This window comes from Limnobacter parvus (genome assembly GCF_024623725.1).
In the GTDB taxonomy this organism is placed as follows: Bacteria; Pseudomonadota; Gammaproteobacteria; order Burkholderiales; family Burkholderiaceae_B; genus Limnobacter; species Limnobacter parvus.
On the sequence record NZ_JANKHG010000017.1, the window covers coordinates 354,372 to 374,429 of the forward strand.

21 protein-coding genes and 1 tRNA gene are annotated in these 20,058 nt (G+C 52.0%); 14 read left to right on the forward strand and 8 right to left on the reverse strand.

Translation table 11 applies throughout. The annotated features are described in order from the left end of the window. Positions 1–20 precede the first annotated feature (20 nt). The 5 genes from NSP04_RS08740 to NSP04_RS08760 form a co-directional block, all read right to left on the reverse strand. Positions 21–353, reverse strand: a complete 333-nt coding sequence (locus NSP04_RS08740) for a BON domain-containing protein (RefSeq protein ID WP_257511952.1) — start codon at positions 351–353, stop codon at positions 21–23. Between the two features lie 26 nt (positions 354–379). Then, a complete protein-coding gene (locus tag NSP04_RS08745; protein ID WP_257511953.1) occupies positions 380–691 on the reverse strand; it encodes a BON domain-containing protein in 312 nt (103 codons plus the stop codon). Positions 692–721: 30 nt separating this feature from the next. Further along, positions 722–1,072: an ElaB/YgaM/YqjD family protein gene (locus NSP04_RS08750; protein ID WP_257511954.1), complete on the reverse strand. Its 351-nt coding sequence runs from the start codon at positions 1,070–1,072 to the stop codon at positions 722–724. 79 nt (positions 1,073–1,151) lie between these two features. Next, positions 1,152–1,925 carry a Crp/Fnr family transcriptional regulator gene (locus NSP04_RS08755; RefSeq protein ID WP_257511955.1) on the reverse strand — a complete coding sequence of 258 codons (774 nt, stop codon included), beginning with the start codon at positions 1,923–1,925 and terminating at the stop codon, positions 1,152–1,154. Between the two features lie 210 nt (positions 1,926–2,135). Continuing rightward, on the reverse strand, positions 2,136–2,891 hold the full coding sequence (locus tag NSP04_RS08760) for a Crp/Fnr family transcriptional regulator (RefSeq protein ID WP_257511956.1): 756 nt from the start codon (positions 2,889–2,891) through the stop codon (positions 2,136–2,138). 186 nt (positions 2,892–3,077) lie between these two features. Here NSP04_RS08760 and NSP04_RS08765 point away from each other — a divergent pair, with 186 nt between their 5' ends. The 10 genes from NSP04_RS08765 (at position 3,078) to NSP04_RS08810 (ending at position 11,047) form a co-directional block, all read left to right on the forward strand. Beyond that, positions 3,078–3,206, forward strand: coding sequence for a hypothetical protein (locus tag NSP04_RS08765; protein WP_257511957.1), 129 nt, complete (start codon positions 3,078–3,080; stop codon positions 3,204–3,206). 108 nt (positions 3,207–3,314) lie between these two features. Beyond that, positions 3,315–5,222, forward strand: a complete 1,908-nt coding sequence (thrS, locus tag NSP04_RS08770; protein ID WP_257511958.1) for a threonine--tRNA ligase — start codon at positions 3,315–3,317, stop codon at positions 5,220–5,222. A 28-nt stretch (positions 5,223–5,250) separates the two neighbouring features. Continuing rightward, positions 5,251–5,769 (forward strand): translation initiation factor IF-3, encoded by a 519-nt coding sequence (gene infC, locus NSP04_RS08775; protein WP_257512275.1) that lies wholly within the window; start codon positions 5,251–5,253, stop codon positions 5,767–5,769. Positions 5,770–5,933: 164 nt separating this feature from the next. Continuing rightward, positions 5,934–6,131, forward strand: a complete 198-nt coding sequence (gene rpmI / locus NSP04_RS08780; protein ID WP_105029855.1) for a 50S ribosomal protein L35 — start codon at positions 5,934–5,936, stop codon at positions 6,129–6,131. Positions 6,132–6,145: 14 nt separating this feature from the next. After that, a complete protein-coding gene (rplT, locus tag NSP04_RS08785) occupies positions 6,146–6,502 on the forward strand; it encodes a 50S ribosomal protein L20 (protein ID WP_008249959.1) in 357 nt (118 codons plus the stop codon). Between the two features lie 201 nt (positions 6,503–6,703). Beyond that, positions 6,704–7,666: a phenylalanine--tRNA ligase subunit alpha gene (gene pheS, locus NSP04_RS08790; protein WP_371825016.1), complete on the forward strand. Its 963-nt coding sequence runs from the start codon at positions 6,704–6,706 to the stop codon at positions 7,664–7,666. A 31-nt stretch (positions 7,667–7,697) separates the two neighbouring features. Further along, the gene (pheT, locus tag NSP04_RS08795; RefSeq protein ID WP_257511959.1) at positions 7,698–10,127 is read left to right on the forward strand and encodes a phenylalanine--tRNA ligase subunit beta; all 2,430 of its coding nucleotides are present in this window, start codon (positions 7,698–7,700) and stop codon (positions 10,125–10,127) included. 86 nt (positions 10,128–10,213) lie between these two features. Next, on the forward strand, positions 10,214–10,522 hold the full coding sequence (locus NSP04_RS08800; protein WP_257512277.1) for an integration host factor subunit alpha: 309 nt from the start codon (positions 10,214–10,216) through the stop codon (positions 10,520–10,522). Positions 10,523–10,559: 37 nt separating this feature from the next. After that, a complete protein-coding gene (locus NSP04_RS08805; RefSeq protein ID WP_257511960.1) occupies positions 10,560–10,943 on the forward strand; it encodes a MerR family transcriptional regulator in 384 nt (127 codons plus the stop codon). Positions 10,944–10,970: 27 nt separating this feature from the next. Continuing rightward, positions 10,971–11,047, forward strand: a tRNA-Pro gene (locus NSP04_RS08810). An 82-nt stretch (positions 11,048–11,129) separates the two neighbouring features. Here NSP04_RS08810 and NSP04_RS08815 read toward each other — a convergent pair. Together NSP04_RS08815 and NSP04_RS08820 are read right to left on the reverse strand one after the other, a co-directional pair. Further along, the gene (locus NSP04_RS08815; RefSeq protein WP_257511961.1) at positions 11,130–11,702 is read right to left on the reverse strand and encodes an exopolysaccharide biosynthesis protein; all 573 of its coding nucleotides are present in this window, start codon (positions 11,700–11,702) and stop codon (positions 11,130–11,132) included. 28 nt (positions 11,703–11,730) lie between these two features. Next, on the reverse strand, positions 11,731–12,399 hold the full coding sequence (locus NSP04_RS08820; protein ID WP_257511962.1) for a TetR/AcrR family transcriptional regulator: 669 nt from the start codon (positions 12,397–12,399) through the stop codon (positions 11,731–11,733). Positions 12,400–12,514: 115 nt separating this feature from the next. Between NSP04_RS08820 and NSP04_RS08825 the strand changes: the two genes are divergently transcribed. Next, positions 12,515–13,873, forward strand: coding sequence for a GDSL-type esterase/lipase family protein (locus NSP04_RS08825; RefSeq protein WP_257511963.1), 1,359 nt, complete (start codon positions 12,515–12,517; stop codon positions 13,871–13,873). Continuing rightward, on the forward strand, positions 13,870–16,176 hold the full coding sequence (locus NSP04_RS08830) for a TIM-barrel domain-containing protein (protein ID WP_257511964.1): 2,307 nt from the start codon (positions 13,870–13,872) through the stop codon (positions 16,174–16,176). Before NSP04_RS08825 ends, NSP04_RS08830 begins: the two co-directional genes overlap by 4 nt. Positions 16,177–16,194: 18 nt before the next feature. Here the strand turns inward: NSP04_RS08830 and NSP04_RS08835 are convergent, their stop codons facing one another. After that, positions 16,195–17,715 carry an alkaline phosphatase PhoX gene (locus NSP04_RS08835; RefSeq protein ID WP_257511965.1) on the reverse strand — a complete coding sequence of 507 codons (1,521 nt, stop codon included), beginning with the start codon at positions 17,713–17,715 and terminating at the stop codon, positions 16,195–16,197. Positions 17,716–17,862: 147 nt separating this feature from the next. Between NSP04_RS08835 and NSP04_RS08840 the strand changes: the two genes are divergently transcribed. Both NSP04_RS08840 and NSP04_RS08845 read left to right on the forward strand, forming a co-directional pair. Next, a complete protein-coding gene (locus NSP04_RS08840; RefSeq protein WP_257511966.1) occupies positions 17,863–19,317 on the forward strand; it encodes a sensor histidine kinase in 1,455 nt (484 codons plus the stop codon). A gap of 14 nt (positions 19,318–19,331) precedes the next feature. Continuing rightward, entirely contained in the window at positions 19,332–20,033 is a 702-nt protein-coding gene (locus tag NSP04_RS08845) for a response regulator (protein WP_257511967.1), read from the forward strand. Positions 20,034–20,058 lie beyond the last annotated feature (25 nt).

A 20,058-nucleotide genomic window follows, 5' to 3' on the forward strand; every position in this document is an offset into this window, starting at 1 on the left:
AATGTTGCTTGCGGTTTTTATCAGTGGCTTGCCTGCATAGGGTCACATCCTGTGTCTCCCGTGAAATTCCAAAGCTTGGGCATTACCTCAACTTTGTTAATTACGTTTATAAATTTGCATAATTCCAGTACGACTCGATCCAGATAATCTTTTTCGATTTCGGAATCAACAAACCCGCTCAACGTGACTTCTTGGTTAATCGTGTTCACGCAAATAATCGAATCGAATAGCATAGGCTCTTTCAACAAAATCATTTTGATTGTGTTGTTCAATGTGACATCGTCCGGAATGAAGAAGTTTTCTTCTTCATTCCGGACGTAATGTTCGGCGCCAAAAAACTTGCGTTTGCCCACGCCTTTCTCCAAAAAATTGATCAGTGTTACTTCAAGCGCATGTCATTCTTCACAGACTCAACACCTTTCACGCTTCGGGTTACTTCAATTGCTTTAGTCATGTCAGCGCTGGAATTGATAAAGCCGCTGAGCTGAACTACTCCCTTAAACGTTTCAACATTGATTTCTGCTGACTTCAAGCTGGGTTCATTGAAAATTGCCGCTTTCACCTTAGTGGTGATTACCGAATCATCAATGTATTCACCAGTGCCGGATTGCCCCGGACCAGAAACGCACCCCACCAAAAAAGCCAGTACGAGAAAGCCAAGGTATTTGGCCAAATGTAGACGAAGATGCATAGTAATTTCTCTCCAATTGTTTGCTGGTTTTTACCTGCGTGTTGCCGAGAACAAAAAGCCGACCAACAAGCCCACTGCGCTGGCTGCCAACACAGATTTGAATGGGTTTTGATAAATGTAAATGCGTCCTGCCTTGCCAGCTTCCTGGCCCTTGGCCAGCATTGCATGTTCTAGATCCTGCCACTTGTTTTTGGCTTCGTTGAAAGTACCATTCACTGAACTCTTGATTTGTTCCAGGTTGCTGTCTTCATGGTTCAGGCTGCTGCTGTGCGAAGTCGCTTTGCTGTCGTTTGCAAAAGTGTCGATCGACTTGTTCCGCAACTCATTTGAGTTGTTGCTCGGGTTGATGTTGCCGTTGGTATTGGTGTTAATTTTTTCCATGGTTATCTCCGTTTAAAATGAAAGAAGGACTCTTAAAGTAGTCCTTCTGCACTCCGCTGACTGTTCGCTTTCGCACATTTCATTCCATGCTTAACTGTTCCGAACCCACTTTTCTGAAATAATCGGGTGGCAATTTTTCACTCACTTGCTGTTCTTTATCCGGAAGCAAACGCTCGAACTCAGCTTTAACGACTTCATAACATTCACACACGCGAACCTCTAGCGAATCTCTGTCCAACACCTCTAAATGACCACGGTTGTATTTGATCAATCCGTCGCGCTGAAGGCGGCCAGCTGCCTCGGTTACGCCCTCGCGCCGCACCCCCAGCATATTTGCAATCGATTCCTGGGTGATGTTCAGTGAATTGCCTGAAACACGATCAAGCCTGCGCAAAAGCCAGCGGCATAGTTGTTGTTCAACGCTGTGGTGTCGATTACAAACCGCCGTTTGATTCATTTGGGTAATCAGTACCTGCGTGTAGCGAAGCAGCAAATTCTGAATGGCTTCACCCTTGTTAAATTCCTCAAGCAAGATGTCTGCTCTAATGCGGTACGCAATACCTTGGCCTTGCACCACAGCTCGAGTAGGTGTGGTGGTGCCGCCCATGAATAAGGTAACGCCAAGCACGCCTTCATTGCCCACCACTGCGGTTTCAGCAGACGCGCCATCTTCCAGTACATACAACAATGAGATGATTGAGGTGATAGGAAAATAGGCGTATCGAATCTGCTCACCGAATTCATACAGCACAGCACCGGGATTTAAATCAACTGCCTCAAGATGCGGCTCGAGTAATGCAAAATCTTTTGGGGACAATGAATTAAGTAAGTGATTCAAGGCAGTGTGAGACATAGTGCTAAGCTCCATTGAAGTGAATGAGGCTTTTTAACGGCTATGCACTATCGCTTGATGACGAATTCTAGTGGTAATCCCTTAAGGGCAAGTGTGCAGTGGCTTGTTTATCTACTTAATTGAGCATGTGATCACGCTTGAAAGGGTTGAAAATCCTAGCGCTCCGCCAGAACGGAGTCATGTCATATGGAATGATCAAAAAAGTAACAATCAGGAGGCAATTTTTTCAGAGCAGGCGATTGGAAAGCCAAGGCGCGGGCTCTGGTCCTTGTTAGGGAGTAATCGCTCAAATTCGGTTTGAACAACCTGGTAACATTCACACACACGTGCCTCTAAAAGGTTTCGGTCCAACACTTCAATGTGACCACGGCAATATTTAATCAAGCCTTCTCGTTGAAGGCGGCCAGCCGCTTCTGTCACGCCTTCACGCCGCACGCCCAGCATGTTTGCAATCAGTTCCTGAGTCATGTTCAGCGAATTGCCCGACAAACGATCCAAACTTAGTAAAAGCCAGCGACACAACTGTTGTTCAACTGTGTGGTGTCGATTGCAAACCGCGGTTTGTGTCATTTGTGTAATCAGCGCCTGCGTGTAACGAAGCAGCAGGTTTTGGGAAGGGCCGCCACGATTGAATTCATCAAGCAAAATATCTGCTTTCAGGCGGTAAGCGCTGCCCTTACTTTGCACGACCGCCCGGCTTGGGGTGGTATTGCCGCCCATGAACAGGGCTATACCGAGAATGCCCTCGTTGCCTACCACTGCAATTTCAGCAGACGATCCATTCTCAAGTACGTACAACAGGGAAATTATCGAGGTAATCGGAAAATAGGCATGTCGCATTTGGCTGCCCGATTCGTACAATACATCGCCCAAATTCAGTTTTATTAATTCAAGGTGGGGTGCCAGCCTTTCGTATTCTTGCCGTGGCAGCGCATTAAGCAAGTGGTTGGATGTGGGGCTTGTCATTGGTATCGAGACTCCGGTGAGGGCTCGGCTTCTCGATAATCGAGTATTACCGGCGACTGCACATAGATTAGTGTAATCCCTTAGGTAAACTATGTTCGGTAACGCACATACGTTTTTTTCCAAACGTACCACCATCAACTTGCAGAGGCTGAGAGCCCTTGGCCTGCGCCAGAGCGGAGTCATTTCATGGGTCATGAACAGAAAAGTAACAAACAAGATAAAAAGAAGGCTTTAAGTACCCCCAAAGAAAAAAAAGCCGCCAAGAAGGTGAAGAAAGACATCAAGGATGGCATCCACAAACCCCAAATCGGCTAATAGCAATCGCTTTTCAAGTGAATCGGCACCTTTGGAATGGTCAGGCAGCATTCGCAAGGCTAAAATAGAGGGTTAGAAAAAAGCCAATTCACCGAAAGGGAAGTACCTATGCCAGTAATCCGCCTGCCTGACGGATCCGAACGTGTTTTCGATCATCCCGTGACCGTGGCCCAAGTGGCCGCCAGCATTGGCCCTGGCCTGGCCAAGGCCGCATTGGCTGGCACGGTGAATGGCGCACTGGTTGATACTTCTTACACCATTGAATCTGATTCAAGCTTATCCATCGTCACTGAAAAAGACGAGGCTGGACTGGATATGATTCGTCATTCTACGGCCCACCTTCTGGCCTACGCCGTGAAGGAATTGTTCCCGACTGCCCAGGTAACCATTGGCCCGGTGATTGAAGATGGCTTCTATTACGACTTTTCCTATGAGCGGCCCTTCACCCCCGAAGACCTGGAAGCGATTGAGAAGAAAATGGCCGAACTGGCCAAGCTCGATGAAGTGGTTACCCGTGAAGAATGGGTGCGCGACGATGCCGTGCAGTTTTTCAAAGATCAGGGTGAGCACTACAAAGCTGAAATTATCGCCAGCATTCCCAGCAACGAAAATATTTCCTTGTATCGCGAAGGCAAGTTCATTGACTTGTGCCGCGGACCCCACGTGCCCAACACCGGCAAGCTGAAACACTTCAAATTGATGAAAGTTGCAGGTGCCTACTGGCGCGGTAACTCCAACAATGAAATGTTGCAGCGTATTTATGGCACCGCCTGGACCAAGAAAGAAGACCTGGCCGCTTACCTGCACCGCCTGGAAGAGGCTGAAAAGCGCGACCACCGCAAGCTTGGCAAGCAGCTCGATTTGTTCCACATGCAAGATGAAGCCCCAGGCTTGGTGTTTTGGCACCCCAAGGGTTGGGCCCTGTGGCAACAAGTGGAGCAGTACATGCGCAAGGTGTACGTAGACGGTGACTATCAGGAAATTCGCTGCCCGCAAATTCTGGACCGCAAGCTGTGGGAAAAGTCGGGCCACTGGGAAAATTACAAAGAGAACATGTTCACCACTGAATCGGAAAAGCGCGATTACGCGCTAAAGCCGATGAACTGCCCTGGTCACCTTGAAGTGTTCAAAAGCGATTTGCGCAGCTACCGCGACTTGCCCATGCGATACGGCGAATTCGGCGCTTGCCACCGAAACGAAAGTTCGGGTGCGCTACACGGCATTATGAGAGTGCGCGGCTTTACTCAGGATGATGGTCATATTTTCTGTACTGAAGACCAAGTGCGGGAAGAGGTCACCAAATTCAACCAAGTAGCCATGCAGGTTTACGCTGACTTTGGCTTCAATGAAATCAATGTGAAGTTGGCCCTGCGTCCAGAAGCCCGTTTGGGAACCGATGAAACCTGGGACAAAGCGGAGGAATCACTTCGTCAGGCTTTGCAGGCCTGTGGTGTTCAGTGGACCGAGCTGCCAGGCGAGGGTGCTTTTTATGGCCCCAAGATCGAATATCACATGAAAGACTCCATTGGACGTTCATGGCAGTGCGGCACCATTCAGGTCGATTTCCAGTTGCCCGGGCGCTTGGGTGCTGAATACGTGGCCGAAGACAACAGCCGACGAGTGCCAGTGATGCTGCACCGAGCCATTGTGGGTTCCATGGAGCGCTTCATCGGTATCTTGATTGAAAACCACGCGGGTGCCATGCCCTTGTGGCTGTCGCCCGTGCAAGTGGTTGTTGCCACCATTACCGAAGCGCACAATGAATACGCGCACACTGTGGTGCAAATGTTGAAAAAACAAGGCATTAGAGTAGAGGCGGATTTGCGTAATGAAAAGATCAATCGTAAAATCCGTGAGCACACAATGCAGAAAACGCCTTATATTGCCGTAATCGGCGATGCAGAGCGTGACGCAAATCAAGTTGCCGTACGCCTGCGTGGCAATGAAAACCTGGGCTCACTGCCTGTTGATGAATTTGTTCAGCGATTGCTGGGCGAAATTAGCAGCAGAGCCTGATCTTTAAACTAGATAAAAGAGGCCAAACATCGTAGCAGAAAAGAAAAACCGCACGAACGAGGAAATTCGAATCCCTGAAGTGCGCCTCATCGGAATTGAGGGTGAGCAGTTAGGCATCGTTAAAACATCAGACGCATTGCGGATGGCTGAAGAAGGCGGTGTGGATTTGGTAGAAATCGCGCCACAGGCTGTTCCCCCGGTGGCGAAGCTGATGGATTACGGCAAATTCCGCTACCAAGAGCAGAAGAAGGCTGCGGAAGCCAAGTCCAAGCAAAAGCAGGTTCAAATCAAGGAAATCAAATTTCGACCTGGAACGGACGACGGTGACTACAACGTGAAGTTGAAAAACCTGACCCGCTTTCTTGAAGACGGCGACAAGTGCAAGGTCACTCTTCGTTTTCGCGGACGTGAAATGGCCCACCAAGACATTGGTGCCCGCCTTTTGGAGCGAGTTCGCAACGACTTGGACGAAATCGGTCTGGTCGAGCAAATGCCAAAGATGGAAGGTCGCCAGATGGTCATGATGATCGGGCCACGCAAGAAATAAGCGTCTTTACCTCATCTCGTTTCAAAAAGATTGCAAGCACACGCAAACCCGCGTTATAATCGCGGGCTTGCTGCTTTGCGCTTAATGCGCATGGCACCAATTGCCCACCAGGTTAGAAAAGAGTTTCGTCGAAACCACCTGCAAGCAGCACTAGGAGCACCAAGATGCCCAAGATGAAGACCAAAAAGAGCGCTGCAAAGCGATTCTTGGTCCGCTCAAGCGGATCGATCAAGCGTGGCCACGCCTTTAAGCGCCACATCCTCACCAAGAAAACGACCAAGAGCAAGCGTCAGCTTCGCGGCATGGAAACGATTCACAAATCAGACATCGGTCGCGTGCGCGACATGATGCCTTACGCATAAGGGGAGGGTGAAAGATGCCTAGAGTAAAACGTGGTGTAACGGCTCGCGCCCGTCACAAAAAAGTTATCGCCCAAGCCAAAGGCTTCCGCGGTCGTCGTAACAATGTATTCCGCGTTGCCAAGCAAGCGGTAATGCGTGCTGGTCAGTACGCATACCGTGACCGTCGCAACAAGAAGCGCGTATTCCGCGCCCTGTGGATCACCCGTATCAACGCAGCAGTGCGTGAACACGGCATGACTTACAGCGTGTTCATCAATGGCTTGAAAAAAGCTGCAATTGGTCTGGACCGCAAGGTATTGGCCGATCTGGCAGTGACCGACAAAGCAGCTTTTGCTGCGATCGTAGGTCAAGTGCGCGCAGCACAAGCCTAAGCAATAGTCATTTATTTGTCGCTTAAGTATTTCTCTTAAGTTGGCGAAAAGACTAGTAAAAACGGAGCCTTCGGGCTCCGTTTTTGTTTTCAGGCGGTACAATTCATGGCTCTACTGAAAGCCGTTCCAATCTCAAAAAGAATCGACTCAATACCCATGGATGCTTCGCTATTCGCTATTCTTACCGAGGCCGAACAGGCCATGTCATCGGCAACCGACTCAGCCAGTCTTGAAAACATCAAGGCCCAGTTTTTGGGCAAACAAGGCAAAGTCACTGAGTTGCTCAAGGGCATGGCTGCGTTGTCGCCCGAAGAGAAGAAAACCCGTGGCGCTGAAATCAACCAGTTGAAGCAACAGGTTGAAGCAGTACTGAATGCCAAGCGTCAGGCGCTGGCCGATGCGGCCATGCAAGCCAAGCTGCAGGCCCAGGCCATTGATGTGACCAAACCCGGCCGCATGCGCGGCACCGGCGGCTTGCACCCGGCCATGCGTACGCTTGAACGGATTGAGGAAATTTTCACAACCATTGGATTTGATTTGGCCGATGGCCCTGAAATTGAAACCGACTTCCACAATTTCACTGCATTGAACACACCGGAAAACCACCCCGCGCGTTCCATGCACGACACGTTTTACGTTGAAGGCACAGGTGGCAACCTGCTGCGCACGCACACCTCGCCCATGCAAGTGCGCTACATGCAAACCAACAAGCCGCCGATTCGCATTATTGCGCCAGGCCGCGTGTACCGCGTAGACAGCGATGCAACCCATTCGCCGATGTTCCACCAGGTTGAAGGTTTGTGGATTGATGAAGGCGTCAGCTTTGCGGATTTGAAAGCGGTGTTCATGGATTTTTTGAAAACATTTTTCGAAACCGACGACATCACCATTCGATTCCGCCCCTCGTTTTTTCCGTTCACGGAACCGTCTGCAGAAATTGACATGGCCTTCACCAGCGGCCCGAACAAGGGCAAATGGCTGGAAATTGCTGGTTGTGGCCAGGTGCACCCCAATGTGCTGCGCCACGTGGGTATCGACCCCGAAACCTACACTGGTTTCGCATTTGGTGTGGGCCCCGATCGGCTAACGATGCTGCGCTATGGCATTAATGACCTGCGCTTGTTCTATGAAAACGACATTCGTTTTCTGCAGCAATTCAATTAAGTTTAACTAAACCAGTTTCGGATATTTCAAGATGCAATTCACAGAATCCTGGCTGAAGTCACTCGTCAACACGCCGTTGAATACTCAAGAGTTGGGCGACAAGCTCACCATGGCGGGTTTGGAAGTGGAAGAACTTGAACCCTTGGCTCCGGAATTTTCCGGTGTGGTGGTGGGTTTGGTTGTCAAGAAAGACAAGCACCCTGATGCCGACCGCTTGAGCGTTTGCCAAGTGCAGGTGGCTGAAGGCGATGTGCGCCAAATTGTGTGCGGCGCGCCCAATGTGGCTAAAGGCTTGAAAGTACCTTGTGCCTTGCCTGGTGCTGAACTGCCTGGCGGCTTTAAGATCAAACCCACAAAGATGCGCGGCGTAGAAAGCGGCGGTATGTTGTGCTCCGGCAAAGAGCTGGGCGTGCCCAGCGATGTGGATGGGCTGCACATTCTGAGCGAAGAGTTTCCCGTGGGCGGCAATGTGCGTGAACTTCTCGGCTTGAACGAGATGAAGTTCACCCTGAAAATGACGCCCAATCGCGCAGATTGTTTGAGCGTGTGGGGCGTGGCCCGTGAAGTGGCTGCGCTCACCGGTGCCACATTGAATGCGCCTTCATTTGCGCCGGTGGTGGCCTCCATTTCCGACACCCTGAATGTGAAAGTTGAGAGCACCGACTTGTGTGGCCGCTTCGCAGGCCGTGTCATTCGTGGTGTGAACAACAGCGTAAAAACGCCGCAGTGGATGGTCGATCGCCTTGAGGGTGCAGGCCAGCGCAGCTTGAATGCCCTGGTGGATATTTCCAACTATGTAATGCTTGAACTGGGCCGCCCCAGCCATGTGTTCGATCTGGACAAAGTGCAGGGCGACCTTACAGTGCGCTGGGCACGCGAAGACGAGCAGCTGAAGCTGCTGAACGAGATGCAAGTGGCGCTTAAGCCGCACATGGGCGTAATTTGCGACGCCAATGGCCCGGAAGCACTGGCCGGTATCATGGGTGGCGACCACACCGCTGTGAATGAGGGCACCACCAATATTTTTGTGGAAGCCGCGTTTTGGCACCCCGACGCAATTGTGGGCCGCGCGCGTGAGTTCAATTTTTCATCCGATGCATCGCATCGTTTCGAGCGCGGGGTTGATTTCCAAACCATTCCCGAGCACATCGAGCGCATTACTGCACTGATCCTAGAAATTTGTGGTGGTCAAGCTGGTCCTGTGGTGGACCAAGTGTTGAACCTGCCAGCGCGCAAGCCGGTTACCTTGCGGCATGCGCGTGCGGAAATGGTGATTGGCATGCCGTTCACTGTGGAGCAGGTGAAAGATGTGTTCACCAAGCTGGGCTTCCAGTTCAATGTTGACGGGCAGGGTGTTGAGACTCGTTATGTAGTCAACCCACCCAGCTACCGCTTCGACATTAATATTGAAGAAGACCTGATCGAAGAAGTGATTCGTGTGGTGGGCTACGACAGCCTGCCGCTGCGCGCGCCCATTGGTAAACTGAAAATGTTGCCTGCACCAGATGGCAAAGTAGGTCACCATGCGATTCGCCGCCAGGTTGCTGCATTGGGTTATCAGGAAGTGGTCAGTTACAGCTTTACGCCTGAACAGTGGGAAGCCGATTTCAACAACAACACGAACCCTGTGCGTTTGCTCAACCCGATTGCAAGCCATCTTAGCGTGATGCGTTCCACATTGATTGGTAGCCTGACCGGTGTGTTGAAACACAACTTGGGCCACCGCGTAGACCGCCTGCGTGTTTTTGAGGTTGCGCGGGTCTTTGAACTGGACGAAAAAGTGCAAGACGGCGCGCAAACTGTGGCCGGCTTCAAGCAAACCTGGAAAGTGGGTGGTTTGGCCTATGGCCTTGCTGACCAGCTGCAGTGGGCCGCTGGCAACAACCGCGCACTCGACTTTTTTGATGTGAAAGGCGACGTGGAGCAATTGCTGCACGGCCGCAAGGTGGATTTCGAGGTCTATTCAGGCGAGTCGCACCCTGCTTTGCACCCCGGCCGCAGCGCGCGAGTGCTGGTGAACAAGCAGCCTGTCGGTTTTATCGGTGAAATGCATCCGAAGTTGGTGCAACAATTCGACTTGCCTCATGCCCCGATTGTGTTTGAGCTGCTGCTTGATGGCCTGAACACTCGAAAAGTGCCTGTATTCAAGGAAGTTTCAAAGCAACCCGTTGTAGTACGCGACCTTGCTTTCGTGGTGGATCAAAACATTGCTGCTGCGCAACTTAAAAAAGCCTTCACTGAAGTGAAAGATGACAACCTTGCCTGGCTGAAATCGGTTATCCTTTTTGATGAATTCCTTCCAAAAGAAGAAGGTAAGGGTCTGAATCTAAATGAGAAAAGTTTGGCATTCAGGTTAACCCTTCAGGCAAGCGACCGTAGCTTGACTGACGCCGACATCGAGCCATTGTTGAAAAAAATGATTGAGCAAGCAGGCCAGCGTTGCTCGGCCCGTCTGCGGTAAATATTGAAGAATAGGTAGAACTCACTGTGGATCAATTTGTGTTGAACGACGACCGAAGTAATGAATCAAGCACCCGCTCAGACCGCATGGACCTGATAGAAGATGGTTTGGCGTCGGGCTCGCTGACCAAGGCTGAACTGGCCGAAATGCTGTTTGATAGCTTGGGCTTGAACAAGCGTGAAGCAAAAGATTTTGTGGATGCGTTTTTCGATGAAATTCGTACCACGCTGGAAGAGGGTGACTCTGTAAAATTGTCGGGTTTTGGTAATTTCCAGCTGCGCGACAAACCCCAGCGCCCGGGCAGAAATCCAAAAACCGGCGAAGAGATACCCATTGCAGCGCGTAGAGTGGTAACCTTTCATCCCAGCCAGAAACTTAAAGCTTTGGTTGAATAATTTTCACTAAATTATTTAAGTAAAAGCAAATAATCTAATGCAAAAAACCGTAAACGCAGACGGAGCTTCACCCTCAGCCAGCTTGCCGCCGATTCCGGCCAAGCGTTACTTCACTATTGGTGAAGTCAGCGAGCTGTGCGGCGTAAAAACCCATGTACTACGTTACTGGGAACAGGAATTCACGCAACTGAAGTCGATTACTCGACGCGGTAATCGCCGTTATTATCAGCACCATGAGGTTCTGTTTATTCGCCGAATCCGGGAATTGTTGTACGAGCATGGCTTCACAATCAACGGTGCCCGCAATCGGCTGGATCAAGAAAAGAACGGGCCAGCGGGCGACGCACCTCTGCCAATTTTGATTGATCGAGAAGTTTTGAAAGAACAACTGCTAAATTTGCGCGAAGCCCTGAAAGCTTAAGCGTTTCTGGGTATAATCCAGCCTTCTCGGAATGTGGCGCAGCCTGGTAGCGCACTTGCATGGGGTGCAAGGGGTCGGAGGTTCGAATCCTCTCATTCCGACCAAATATTAAAAGGCTCAGGTTTTTCGACCTGGGCCTTTTTTAATTTTGGATTGTCTTCGGGAAATTGAGCCGCTTTTCCTTGATTAAACCACTCTCACAATCATCCACACTAAAAACGTCAAAACCCCCACACCCATCAAGCCAGTCAAAATTCCCGCGATAATCGCCAAACCATCTCGCGCCATGAGCCCAAGCCCAATCAAAATTAGCGCAACAGCTGGGGTGCCGTTGCCGCCGGGGATGGGCAGAAAAATAATAAAGCCCATCAGGGCAATGAAAGGCACCAGCCAGCCTCGGTGGGTAGGGCTGCTTAGCGACAGCAATCGCGGGGCACAAATTCGATCGGCCTTGGTGTAAATCCAACTCAAAATCTTGATCAGGCGCGTGGCAGAAGCCTTGGACAATTTCACACGGCATACCCTTTCAGGCAGGCCATGACCGCTGTTGTTGATCCACATCATGCGCGCCACAGACCATATTCCAAATGAAAACAGAAAGCCGGAAAAAGGAATCGGCAACAGCGTAAGCACTGCCAGGAAAAGAAGCAGTGCACCGTGGGCGGATTCGCCGTGCATGTCGGCAAGAAAGCGCACGGAAACCTGATCTTCGTGGGGGTGCTCAACGGCCAGTTTAAGGCGCAGCAGTAATTCGTTCATGCGGCAGTATACCGTTGCACTGTTGCACCTACGTGTAGCCTTTCACGCCCAGCTCGCGGCCCATGCCACCGAATACGCGTTCCGTGCCGTCGACCAGTTCGGCCATGGGTTGTTTGAAGTCAGTGGCTATCCAGCTTTGGCACAGGTGAATAATTACACCCACAGCGCTTTTGGCCATTACCCGCAATACCTTGTCAGGTACTTTCGGGCCACTTAGAAACGGGCGTGTAAATTGCAGCATCAAATCTACGAAAGCGTCGTAGCGTTCACCGTACATTTCGCCCAGCTGGCCGCGCACTGTCATGGCTTCAATCAAAATGAGTCGCGCTTTTGCCGGGTTACGTTTTACGAATCCAAAGCTTTCCTGCAGGCCGGCATGCACCAGTTGGCGTGCATCACGAAGGTGAGGAGCTACGGCCGCCAAAATCGATTGCATGTACTCACGGGTTGCTGATTCATAGGCCGCGGTTAGCAAGGCTTCGCGGCTGGGGAAGGCTTCGTAGAAGTAGCGTTTGGTGAGCCCAGCCTCGGCGCAAATGGCATCAATACTGACGGCTGCGAAACCTTGTTCGCCAAACAAACGTACGGAGGCGTCCACCAGCGCCCGTTTGCGGTTGGCCTGGCGTTCTTCGGCAGACTTGCCACCGTAACTGCGCGGCGATGCCTGGGCGGGCAGGGGGGCTTTGGGTTCAGTCAATGGAATGGTTTAAAGTATTTGACACTGGATCGTATCACAATTATTCTGGTGGTGATATTCTGATACGAAGTCGTGTCAAATAGTCACCGGCTCACTCATTCTTCGGCTGTTTGCAATGAAACTTTCTATTTTGCATGGTCTGGCTTTGGCCAGTGCCTTGTTGATGACAGCCTGCGGAGGTGAGTCTTCCAACAACTTAAACGTTGCAGCCACATCCATTCGCCCAAGCGGCGCGGGTTTTTGTAACTCTATGCAAGGCAATTTGCCGCAGGCGCGGGTGGTCACTTCCTGGAAAACTGCGCCTGGCGATGCGCTGATCACACACCCGATCAGCGGGCTGACCGTGCGCCAATCGTTCGCACCCCATTGGGCTGGCAATGTGGTGCGTTTGCGTTTAAGCAATCGCTACTCGAGCCTTCCAGTGACGTTCACCAACTTTCATTTGGCTGAAGAAGCCGAGCCGGGTGGGGCCGACATGGTACCCAACACAGAATGCAAGCTGACTTTCAATGAGCAGCCCAGCGTTACCCTGCAAGCTGGCGAAACCGTGGTGAGCGATTGGATGGTGTACCCGGTGGAGTCTTTCAAGCGCGTGGGGGTAAGCTTTTATGCGCCTGGCCTTACGCCGCAGGTCACACGGCATTTGAATGCAAACGAGGTGCTTTACTTGAGCCTGCCAGGCGATTATGCAGGCAGCGCGGATGGCAGCGTATTTGTTGCCGCGCCCGAGGGTTACACCGCCAATTTTTTGGTAATCGAGGCGTTGGAAGTGTTGGCCCCAAAGAATGTGGGCACCGTGGTGACAGTGGGCGATTCAATCACCGATGGGTCTGATTCAACCACCGCTTTTTTAAGCGGCCGGAGTTCACCCCTTGTTGCTACCGACCAACGTTACCCCAATCATTTGCAGCGTCGATTCAACAGTGCAGGCATGCCGTTCACGGTGGCCAATGCTGGTATTGGTGGCAACGAGCTGTTGCGCGATGGCTGGTTGCCCCAGTTTGGCAAGGCACTGCTGACGCGATTCAATGCCGATGTACTGCAAACCCAAGGTGTAAGCCATGTGTTGCTAATGATAGGCACCAACGACTTCGGTAACCCCAAGCCAGGCCAGGCCCCTACATCTGATGAACTGATTGCCGGGTACAAAGAGTTGATTGCCAATGCAAAAAATGCGGGGCTGAAAGTCATTCTGGGCACCATACCACCAGCGGAGGGAACTGTAACTGAACTGGTACCTGTGTTACACGGCGCCGCTTCAGCCAAGCGCGGGCGCGATGAAGCCAATGCCTGGATACGCAGCCAAACCTTGAGCGACGGTGTGGTGGATTTTGAGCAATGTCTGGAAGACAAAAATCGGCCAGGATTTTTGGCTGCTGAATACAACAGCGGTGACAACTTACACCCCAACCCGGCGGGCTATTCGGCCATGGCGGATTGCGTGAATTTGAATCTGTTTGAGAGACAACCATGAACACCTTTATTGTAAGCAGTGCGCGCATGCTGGTGCTGGCATTTCTGGCGATTACCCTGCAAGGATGTTTGGGCACAGAAGAAAGTGGTGTGGTCACCAGCCCCGCCGATTCCTCAGGCGGAGTAATACAGCCCGCGCAGGTTGATCTGGGCGAGCAGGAGATCGAGCTGAGCAATACCAACGGCCGTGTGGAAATCTCGAAAAACCCTTTGCGGATTCGTTTTTTTAACTCGAGTGATGAATTGATACTAGAGCAGGTCAGCGGCGAGGGTGGTGCGCTTGAACCAGGGTTGGCCATCGACGAGCCTTTGGGCAGCGACTATGTTCCCCGGCGTTTGTTGAATGCACCTTTCAGTTATATGGTGGGTGCGGAAGTTGCGCCCCAATTGCGGGCCACGCCCTGGGTGGGCAATTACCTTACGCAGGCGTTGCTGGGTATTCAGTACCATGGCACCGAAGTGTTGGAAGCCACTCAAACTGCAACCGGCGTTGAACTGACGATTGCGACCAACGACCCCACTGGCCGGGTTATTGAAGTTGAAGTAAAGCCTTCGGACAACAACAGTTTTGAAGTGCGCATGTCAGTGAACCCCGCGCAGGGCGTTGTGATGGTGGCAGACAGTTTTGTGTTGCGCGATGAAGAATCATTTTATGGTTTTGGTGGGCGCCACAATGCGGTGAACCAGCGCGGAAATTTGCTCACTAATTTTATTCAGGCGCAGAACATTGGTGCAGGGCCGTTGGGTGTCGTGGCCAATACTGCTTCGGGGCAGGGCGAGGGTTACATGTTTCCCTCGGGTCCTGATGCGGCGTATTACATTTCAACAGCATTTGCCTCAACAGGCGGATACGGCTTCATGCTGGATAGCACGCGGCCTTCACGTTACGACCTGGGTGCATCCAGCCCCGAAAACTGGCAAGTGAATGTGTCGGGCAGCGAGATGACGTATTTGGTGGCGCCAGGCACCGAGAAGAAAGCGTTGCAAAGCCTGTCGGGTTTGCAGGGGCGACACCGTGTGCCTTTGCAAGCTGACTTGGGTCCTACCTTGTCGCGTGCGGTGCGGGTGTTGTCTGCTCAGGCAGATGACGCAAGCAGCTATGAGGCAAAAATTTGGGACGACCTGGCACAAATTGATGCATTCAAATTGCCCGTGAAGGGTTATGTGTTTGAGGGCTGGGAAATTTTGCCGCGCGAAACCAGCAAGACAGTGATCAAAGCTTTGCACGATCGCAACATTCGCGCGTACTTGTACATTCGGAATTATGTGGGCATCGACGTGGCCAACACCGAGCGGCTAGAAACTTTCACCGAGGCCTTGCAGGAAGGCTATGTGGTGAACGACGCAGCCGGCTTGCCTTACCTGTTTGGTACACCGTTTGGTGGCCTGGGTGCTGCCATTGACTTCACCAATCCGGAAGCAATTGCGTGGTGGGAGGGTCGTATTCGGGAAATGCTGGAAGAGCTGGGTGCTGACGGATTCATGCAAGACTTTGGTGAACACATAGCGCTGGACATGCATTTTTTTGATGGCAGCACGGGCGAAACCATGCACAACCATTACCCCACCGTGTTCCATCAAACGACACGAAAAATTATTGACGACATTGAGCGCAAAACCGGACGGCATATTTTCTTCTGGACCCGCGCGGGTTATTCCGGAAGACAGGGCAGTTCGGGTTTTGAGTCCTCGAATTTTCCGGGTGATGAAACCAGCGATTGGTCGCGCGCCTCGGGCATTGCATCGTTAACTACCGACATGCTGAGCCGGGGTGCAACTGGCTCTTATGGCTACAACACCGACATCGGTGGTTATTTCGACTTCCACGTGGGTGCGGCCAGTGCGGAGTTGTACACGCGGTGGTCATTCTGGGCGGCTTTGTCGCCCGTGTTTCGCGTTCACAATTCTTCCAGCAATGGCGTGCGCATGCCCTGGTTTTATGGGGAAGAAACGTTGGAGCACTGGCGCAAAGCGGCCGAGCTGCATTTGAAAGCGGCGCCGTTGATCATGCGGTTGTGGCAAGAGGCGCAAACCACTGGCGTGCCACCTGTACGCGGCTTGTGGGTGGAATACCCCAGGGATGAGCGCGCTAGGCAGGAAGATCAACAATGGCTGTTGGGCCGTGACGTGTTGGTGGCACCCGTGGTGGTGCAAGGTGCCACTACACGCGATGTGTACCTGCCCCAAGGTTGCTGGAGGCATGTGGACACGGGCGAGCAATTTAATGGCCCTGCGGATATCACCGTACCCGCACCCATTGATTCGCTACCGTACTTTTTCAAGTGTGGAAGCAGTCCGTTCTAAAAGGATGCTTCCCCTGTCTTAAGACGGCATTGCCCGTGCAATTGGCGGGTTCACTCGCACGGCAAAGGGCATTGTGATTTCATACACAACACCACCTTGTCCAGTTTGAGTCGACACGCCATTGCGCAATGCACGCTGGCTTGACACATACAACCTGCGCCCGTCCGGCGAGAAGGCTGGGCCTGTTACTTCAGTGGCACTGGCATCTCCTGGCAGGCGAAGCAACGGTATGGTGGTGCGATCTGGCAGCAGCACCATGGCGCGCATGTCGCCACCATCTTCCACCACAATCATTTCTCCATCCAAGGTCATGCTCAAGTTGTCCACGCCCATCATTTTTGGCTCGGATGGATCCACCGGCGAACCGATTGGGCCATCTGTGGGGTCATAAATACTTTCAATGGTGCCGCGAGCCACGTCGATGGCCCACACGTTGTTGTCCACTTTGGTTGAGAAGTAAACGAAGCCATTCAAGAACCACACACCTTCATTGCCAGCAAAAATGGTGGAGTCGGGCAGGTATACATCCGGCTGTGGGGTACCGTCGTCAATCGCGTCCAACCAGGTAATTGGGGTCGGGCCTTGACGGGCTGCCTCAATTCCAGCGGGTACAGAAAGTACCTGCAGTTTTCCGTTTTCAAAATTGGGGCGGGAATTGGCAGGCCAATCTGTGGTTGTAAATACGGTGCGGTAGAACCGGTCTTCGCCTGTGATGTCTTCGCTGTGATAAATCGCCCTGCGTTCAACGTCGTAGGCGACCTGTTCATGTGCCTTGCGTCCAAATCGATCCAGTCGAATCGGTTCGCCACCGTTGCGCAACGGGCTGCATTCGAACATGTAACCGTCCAGAATTTCTTCGCCATTGATCCACGTGCCCCAGGGCGAGGCACCGCCCGCGCAGTTGGTGGTGGTGTTTCTTTGAATTGGGTAGGCGTCGATCAAGTTACCACTTTGATCAAACCGCAAGGCGCTGGCACCCCCGCCAAATGGCAGCAACAATGGAATTCCGCCTGGCAGCAGGGTATCCACCAGGCCGCTGATGGCGTTGGTAATTGGGCTAAGCAGTTGAAGTGAATCGCGGCTGGCCAGTTGGCGTATGGCTGAAAGCTCACTTGGAATTTGACCAAATGCGGTTGTGGCATCGCGGGCTTCGGAATTTGACACGTAAATCCAGCCACCGTCTTCAGTGGCGAAAACAGCGCCTCCGTCCGGGTCGGAATGCCAACGGAAGTCGGGTTGGGATGGGATGGGCGGCTCATTGAACACCGCGACTACACGCGATGTAAAGCCTGCCGGCAACTGAACGCCATTTGCATCGGGCGGCATCAAAGGGCCCATCGAAGCGAAAGGACTGGTTCGCGGAGCGCCAGACCCGCTGGGCCCCACCCCTGCGCCACCTGCAGAAGAACCCCCGCCACACGCGGTTAACCATTGCGCCGCAGAAATGCTACCTGCAGTCAGTAGCATGTTTCGCAGGAACACCCTGCGAGACAGACCTTGTTGTTCAATTTTTTTGAGTTCGTTGTGAATTACAGCCATTTCCAACCCCGTTTACTTTTGATGCTACAAGCCATTAATACTCAATTACGCGGCGAAAGGATTCAGGGGGCATGCCCTAAGTGACAGGTCATCAAATGGTCACATTCGCCCATGCTTTCGCGGTGCTTAAATTGATACCATGTGCAGATGAAAAGAAACGCATTTATCGCAGGATTTTTTGGTTTTGCTTTGTGGTCAGCATTGATGTTGATCCTAGTATATCCCCATGACTGGGTTACCTTAACAAATGCACCTGTGCTTCTGATACTTGTTTCGTCCATCTATTCATTGTTGCTGCCACTGGCTTTGTCGCTAATGCTTAGCGCTTTCGCGGTGTTGATGTTCAATTATCAAATGGTCCCGCCAGTCCACACCTTTCACGTGGATTTGCATGAACACGGCATCTTGCTGATCACGATGATGGGCGTGTCGTGGTTGGTCACCTATTTGTTGCGTCGACAAAAGCAGATTGCCGCTTTGGAAAGATTACAGGCTCAACGTACATTGCGCTTGATGAAATGGAGCGAACAACTTCGCGAAGTTGATGACCCCCACACCTTGTTGTCGCAACTTAATCAACTGGTGCGAGGTTTGGCTAGTGAATGCGATGCGATTGCGCTTGGTTTTGAAGCGCATGACCTTTCCTCGGATATCACCAGCTTGAACCCGCAACAACTCGAGGGCTTTAAGGCGTGTTTGAAAGAAAACAAGCCTTTGGGCAGAAACACGGGGCGGTATGAAAGCCTTCCCGATATTTATTTGCCCATGCGCGGGAAGTCGAAGGCATTCGGGGTTTGTGTTTGTACGCTGAATGATTCAAAGGCACAGAACATGCAGTGGACTCGCGATGTGCAGGCCCTGCTTGACCAAATGGGTTTGGCATGCGAACGCCGGGAAAGCTTGCTGCGCGCCCAAAGCGCGCGTGAACTGGCACAAAGCCAGAAAACCCGCAGCTTGTTTTTAACCTCAATTGCGCATGACCAGCGCACCCCCCTGGCCAGCATCATGACGTCTGCCACAGCCATTCTGGAACAGGCGGGCCAATTGTCTACCCAGGAAATTCGGCGCTATGCCGAATTGATTCATGCGGAATCTGAACAGGTTGCTCGCTTAACCGACAACACCTTGACCTTGGCACGCTTAAGCGGCGACCGGGTTGAAGTACCCATGCAGTTCGAATCTGTAGAAGACATGGTAGCGTCTGTATTTCAACGTTTGCGCCAGCGCAAACATGTTCATTTGCCAAAGGTTGATGTTGACCCAGGCCTGCCATTGTTGAAATGCAATATGGTGCTGGTTGAACAAGCGCTCGATAACCTAATCGACAATGCCAGCAAGCATTCAGGAAAGCCAGCAACCATCGAGCTTAAAGTGAGCAAGGAAGAGGGTTCGGTGTTGTTTGAAGTGAGCGACAAGGGGCGGGGCTTGGGTATTCATGCAAACACTGATTCAGAATGGAAGGGCGATCGCGGTCGCGGAATGGGCATTGGCTTGCAGCTTTGCCATGCAGTGGCCCAAATACATGGTGGTCATTTGATTTTCAGTTCGAACAATGGGCAAGGCACTGTGGCGGGTCTGGTTTTGCCAAATTTGCCTGAGTAGGAACAAAACGGTTTATGGCCATTCGTATTCTTTTGATTGAAGATGACCGCGAGTTGGGTAGGGCGCTTCGCTCAACACTGACAACCGAGGGTCACGCGGTTACTACCGCAGCCAGTTTGTCTGAAGCGCAGGCCTTGATGGCAAATCAGGCTGCATGGCAACCCTTCGATTTGTTTTTGCTCGATCTTGGCCTTCCCGATGGTGAGGGACAAGAGTTTCTTCACCTTGCGCGAAAAAGCAGTACCGCCCCAGTGATTATCATTTCAGCGCGTCCGCAGGAAGAAAGCAAAATTGAGTTGCTGGATGCGGGGGCCGATGACTACCTGGTGAAACCATTTAGTGTCGGCGAATTGTTGGCGCGAATCCGTGTTGCCTTGCGCCATCGCGGAAACCATGCGCAGCCCGCTACACTGCACTACCAACGAGATGGTTTACAGGTGGATTTGGTGAAGCGCCAAATCGTGTTGAATGGCGATGATGTGAAGTTGACCCCAACTGAATATGAACTGTTGGCCCGTTTGGTTCGAAGCGCAGGCCAAGCCGTTTCCCATCGGCAGTTATTGATGGACGTGTGGGGGCCAGAGTATTTGGAACACACCCAGTACACCCGTTTGTATGTGGGTCAGCTTCGCGGCAAACTGGAGAAAAACCCGGCCGATCCGCATTTTATTTTGACTGAAACCGGTGTGGGTTATCGCATGCTGGCTGCCGAATAAACAGCCGCACCACTTCCTTATAACT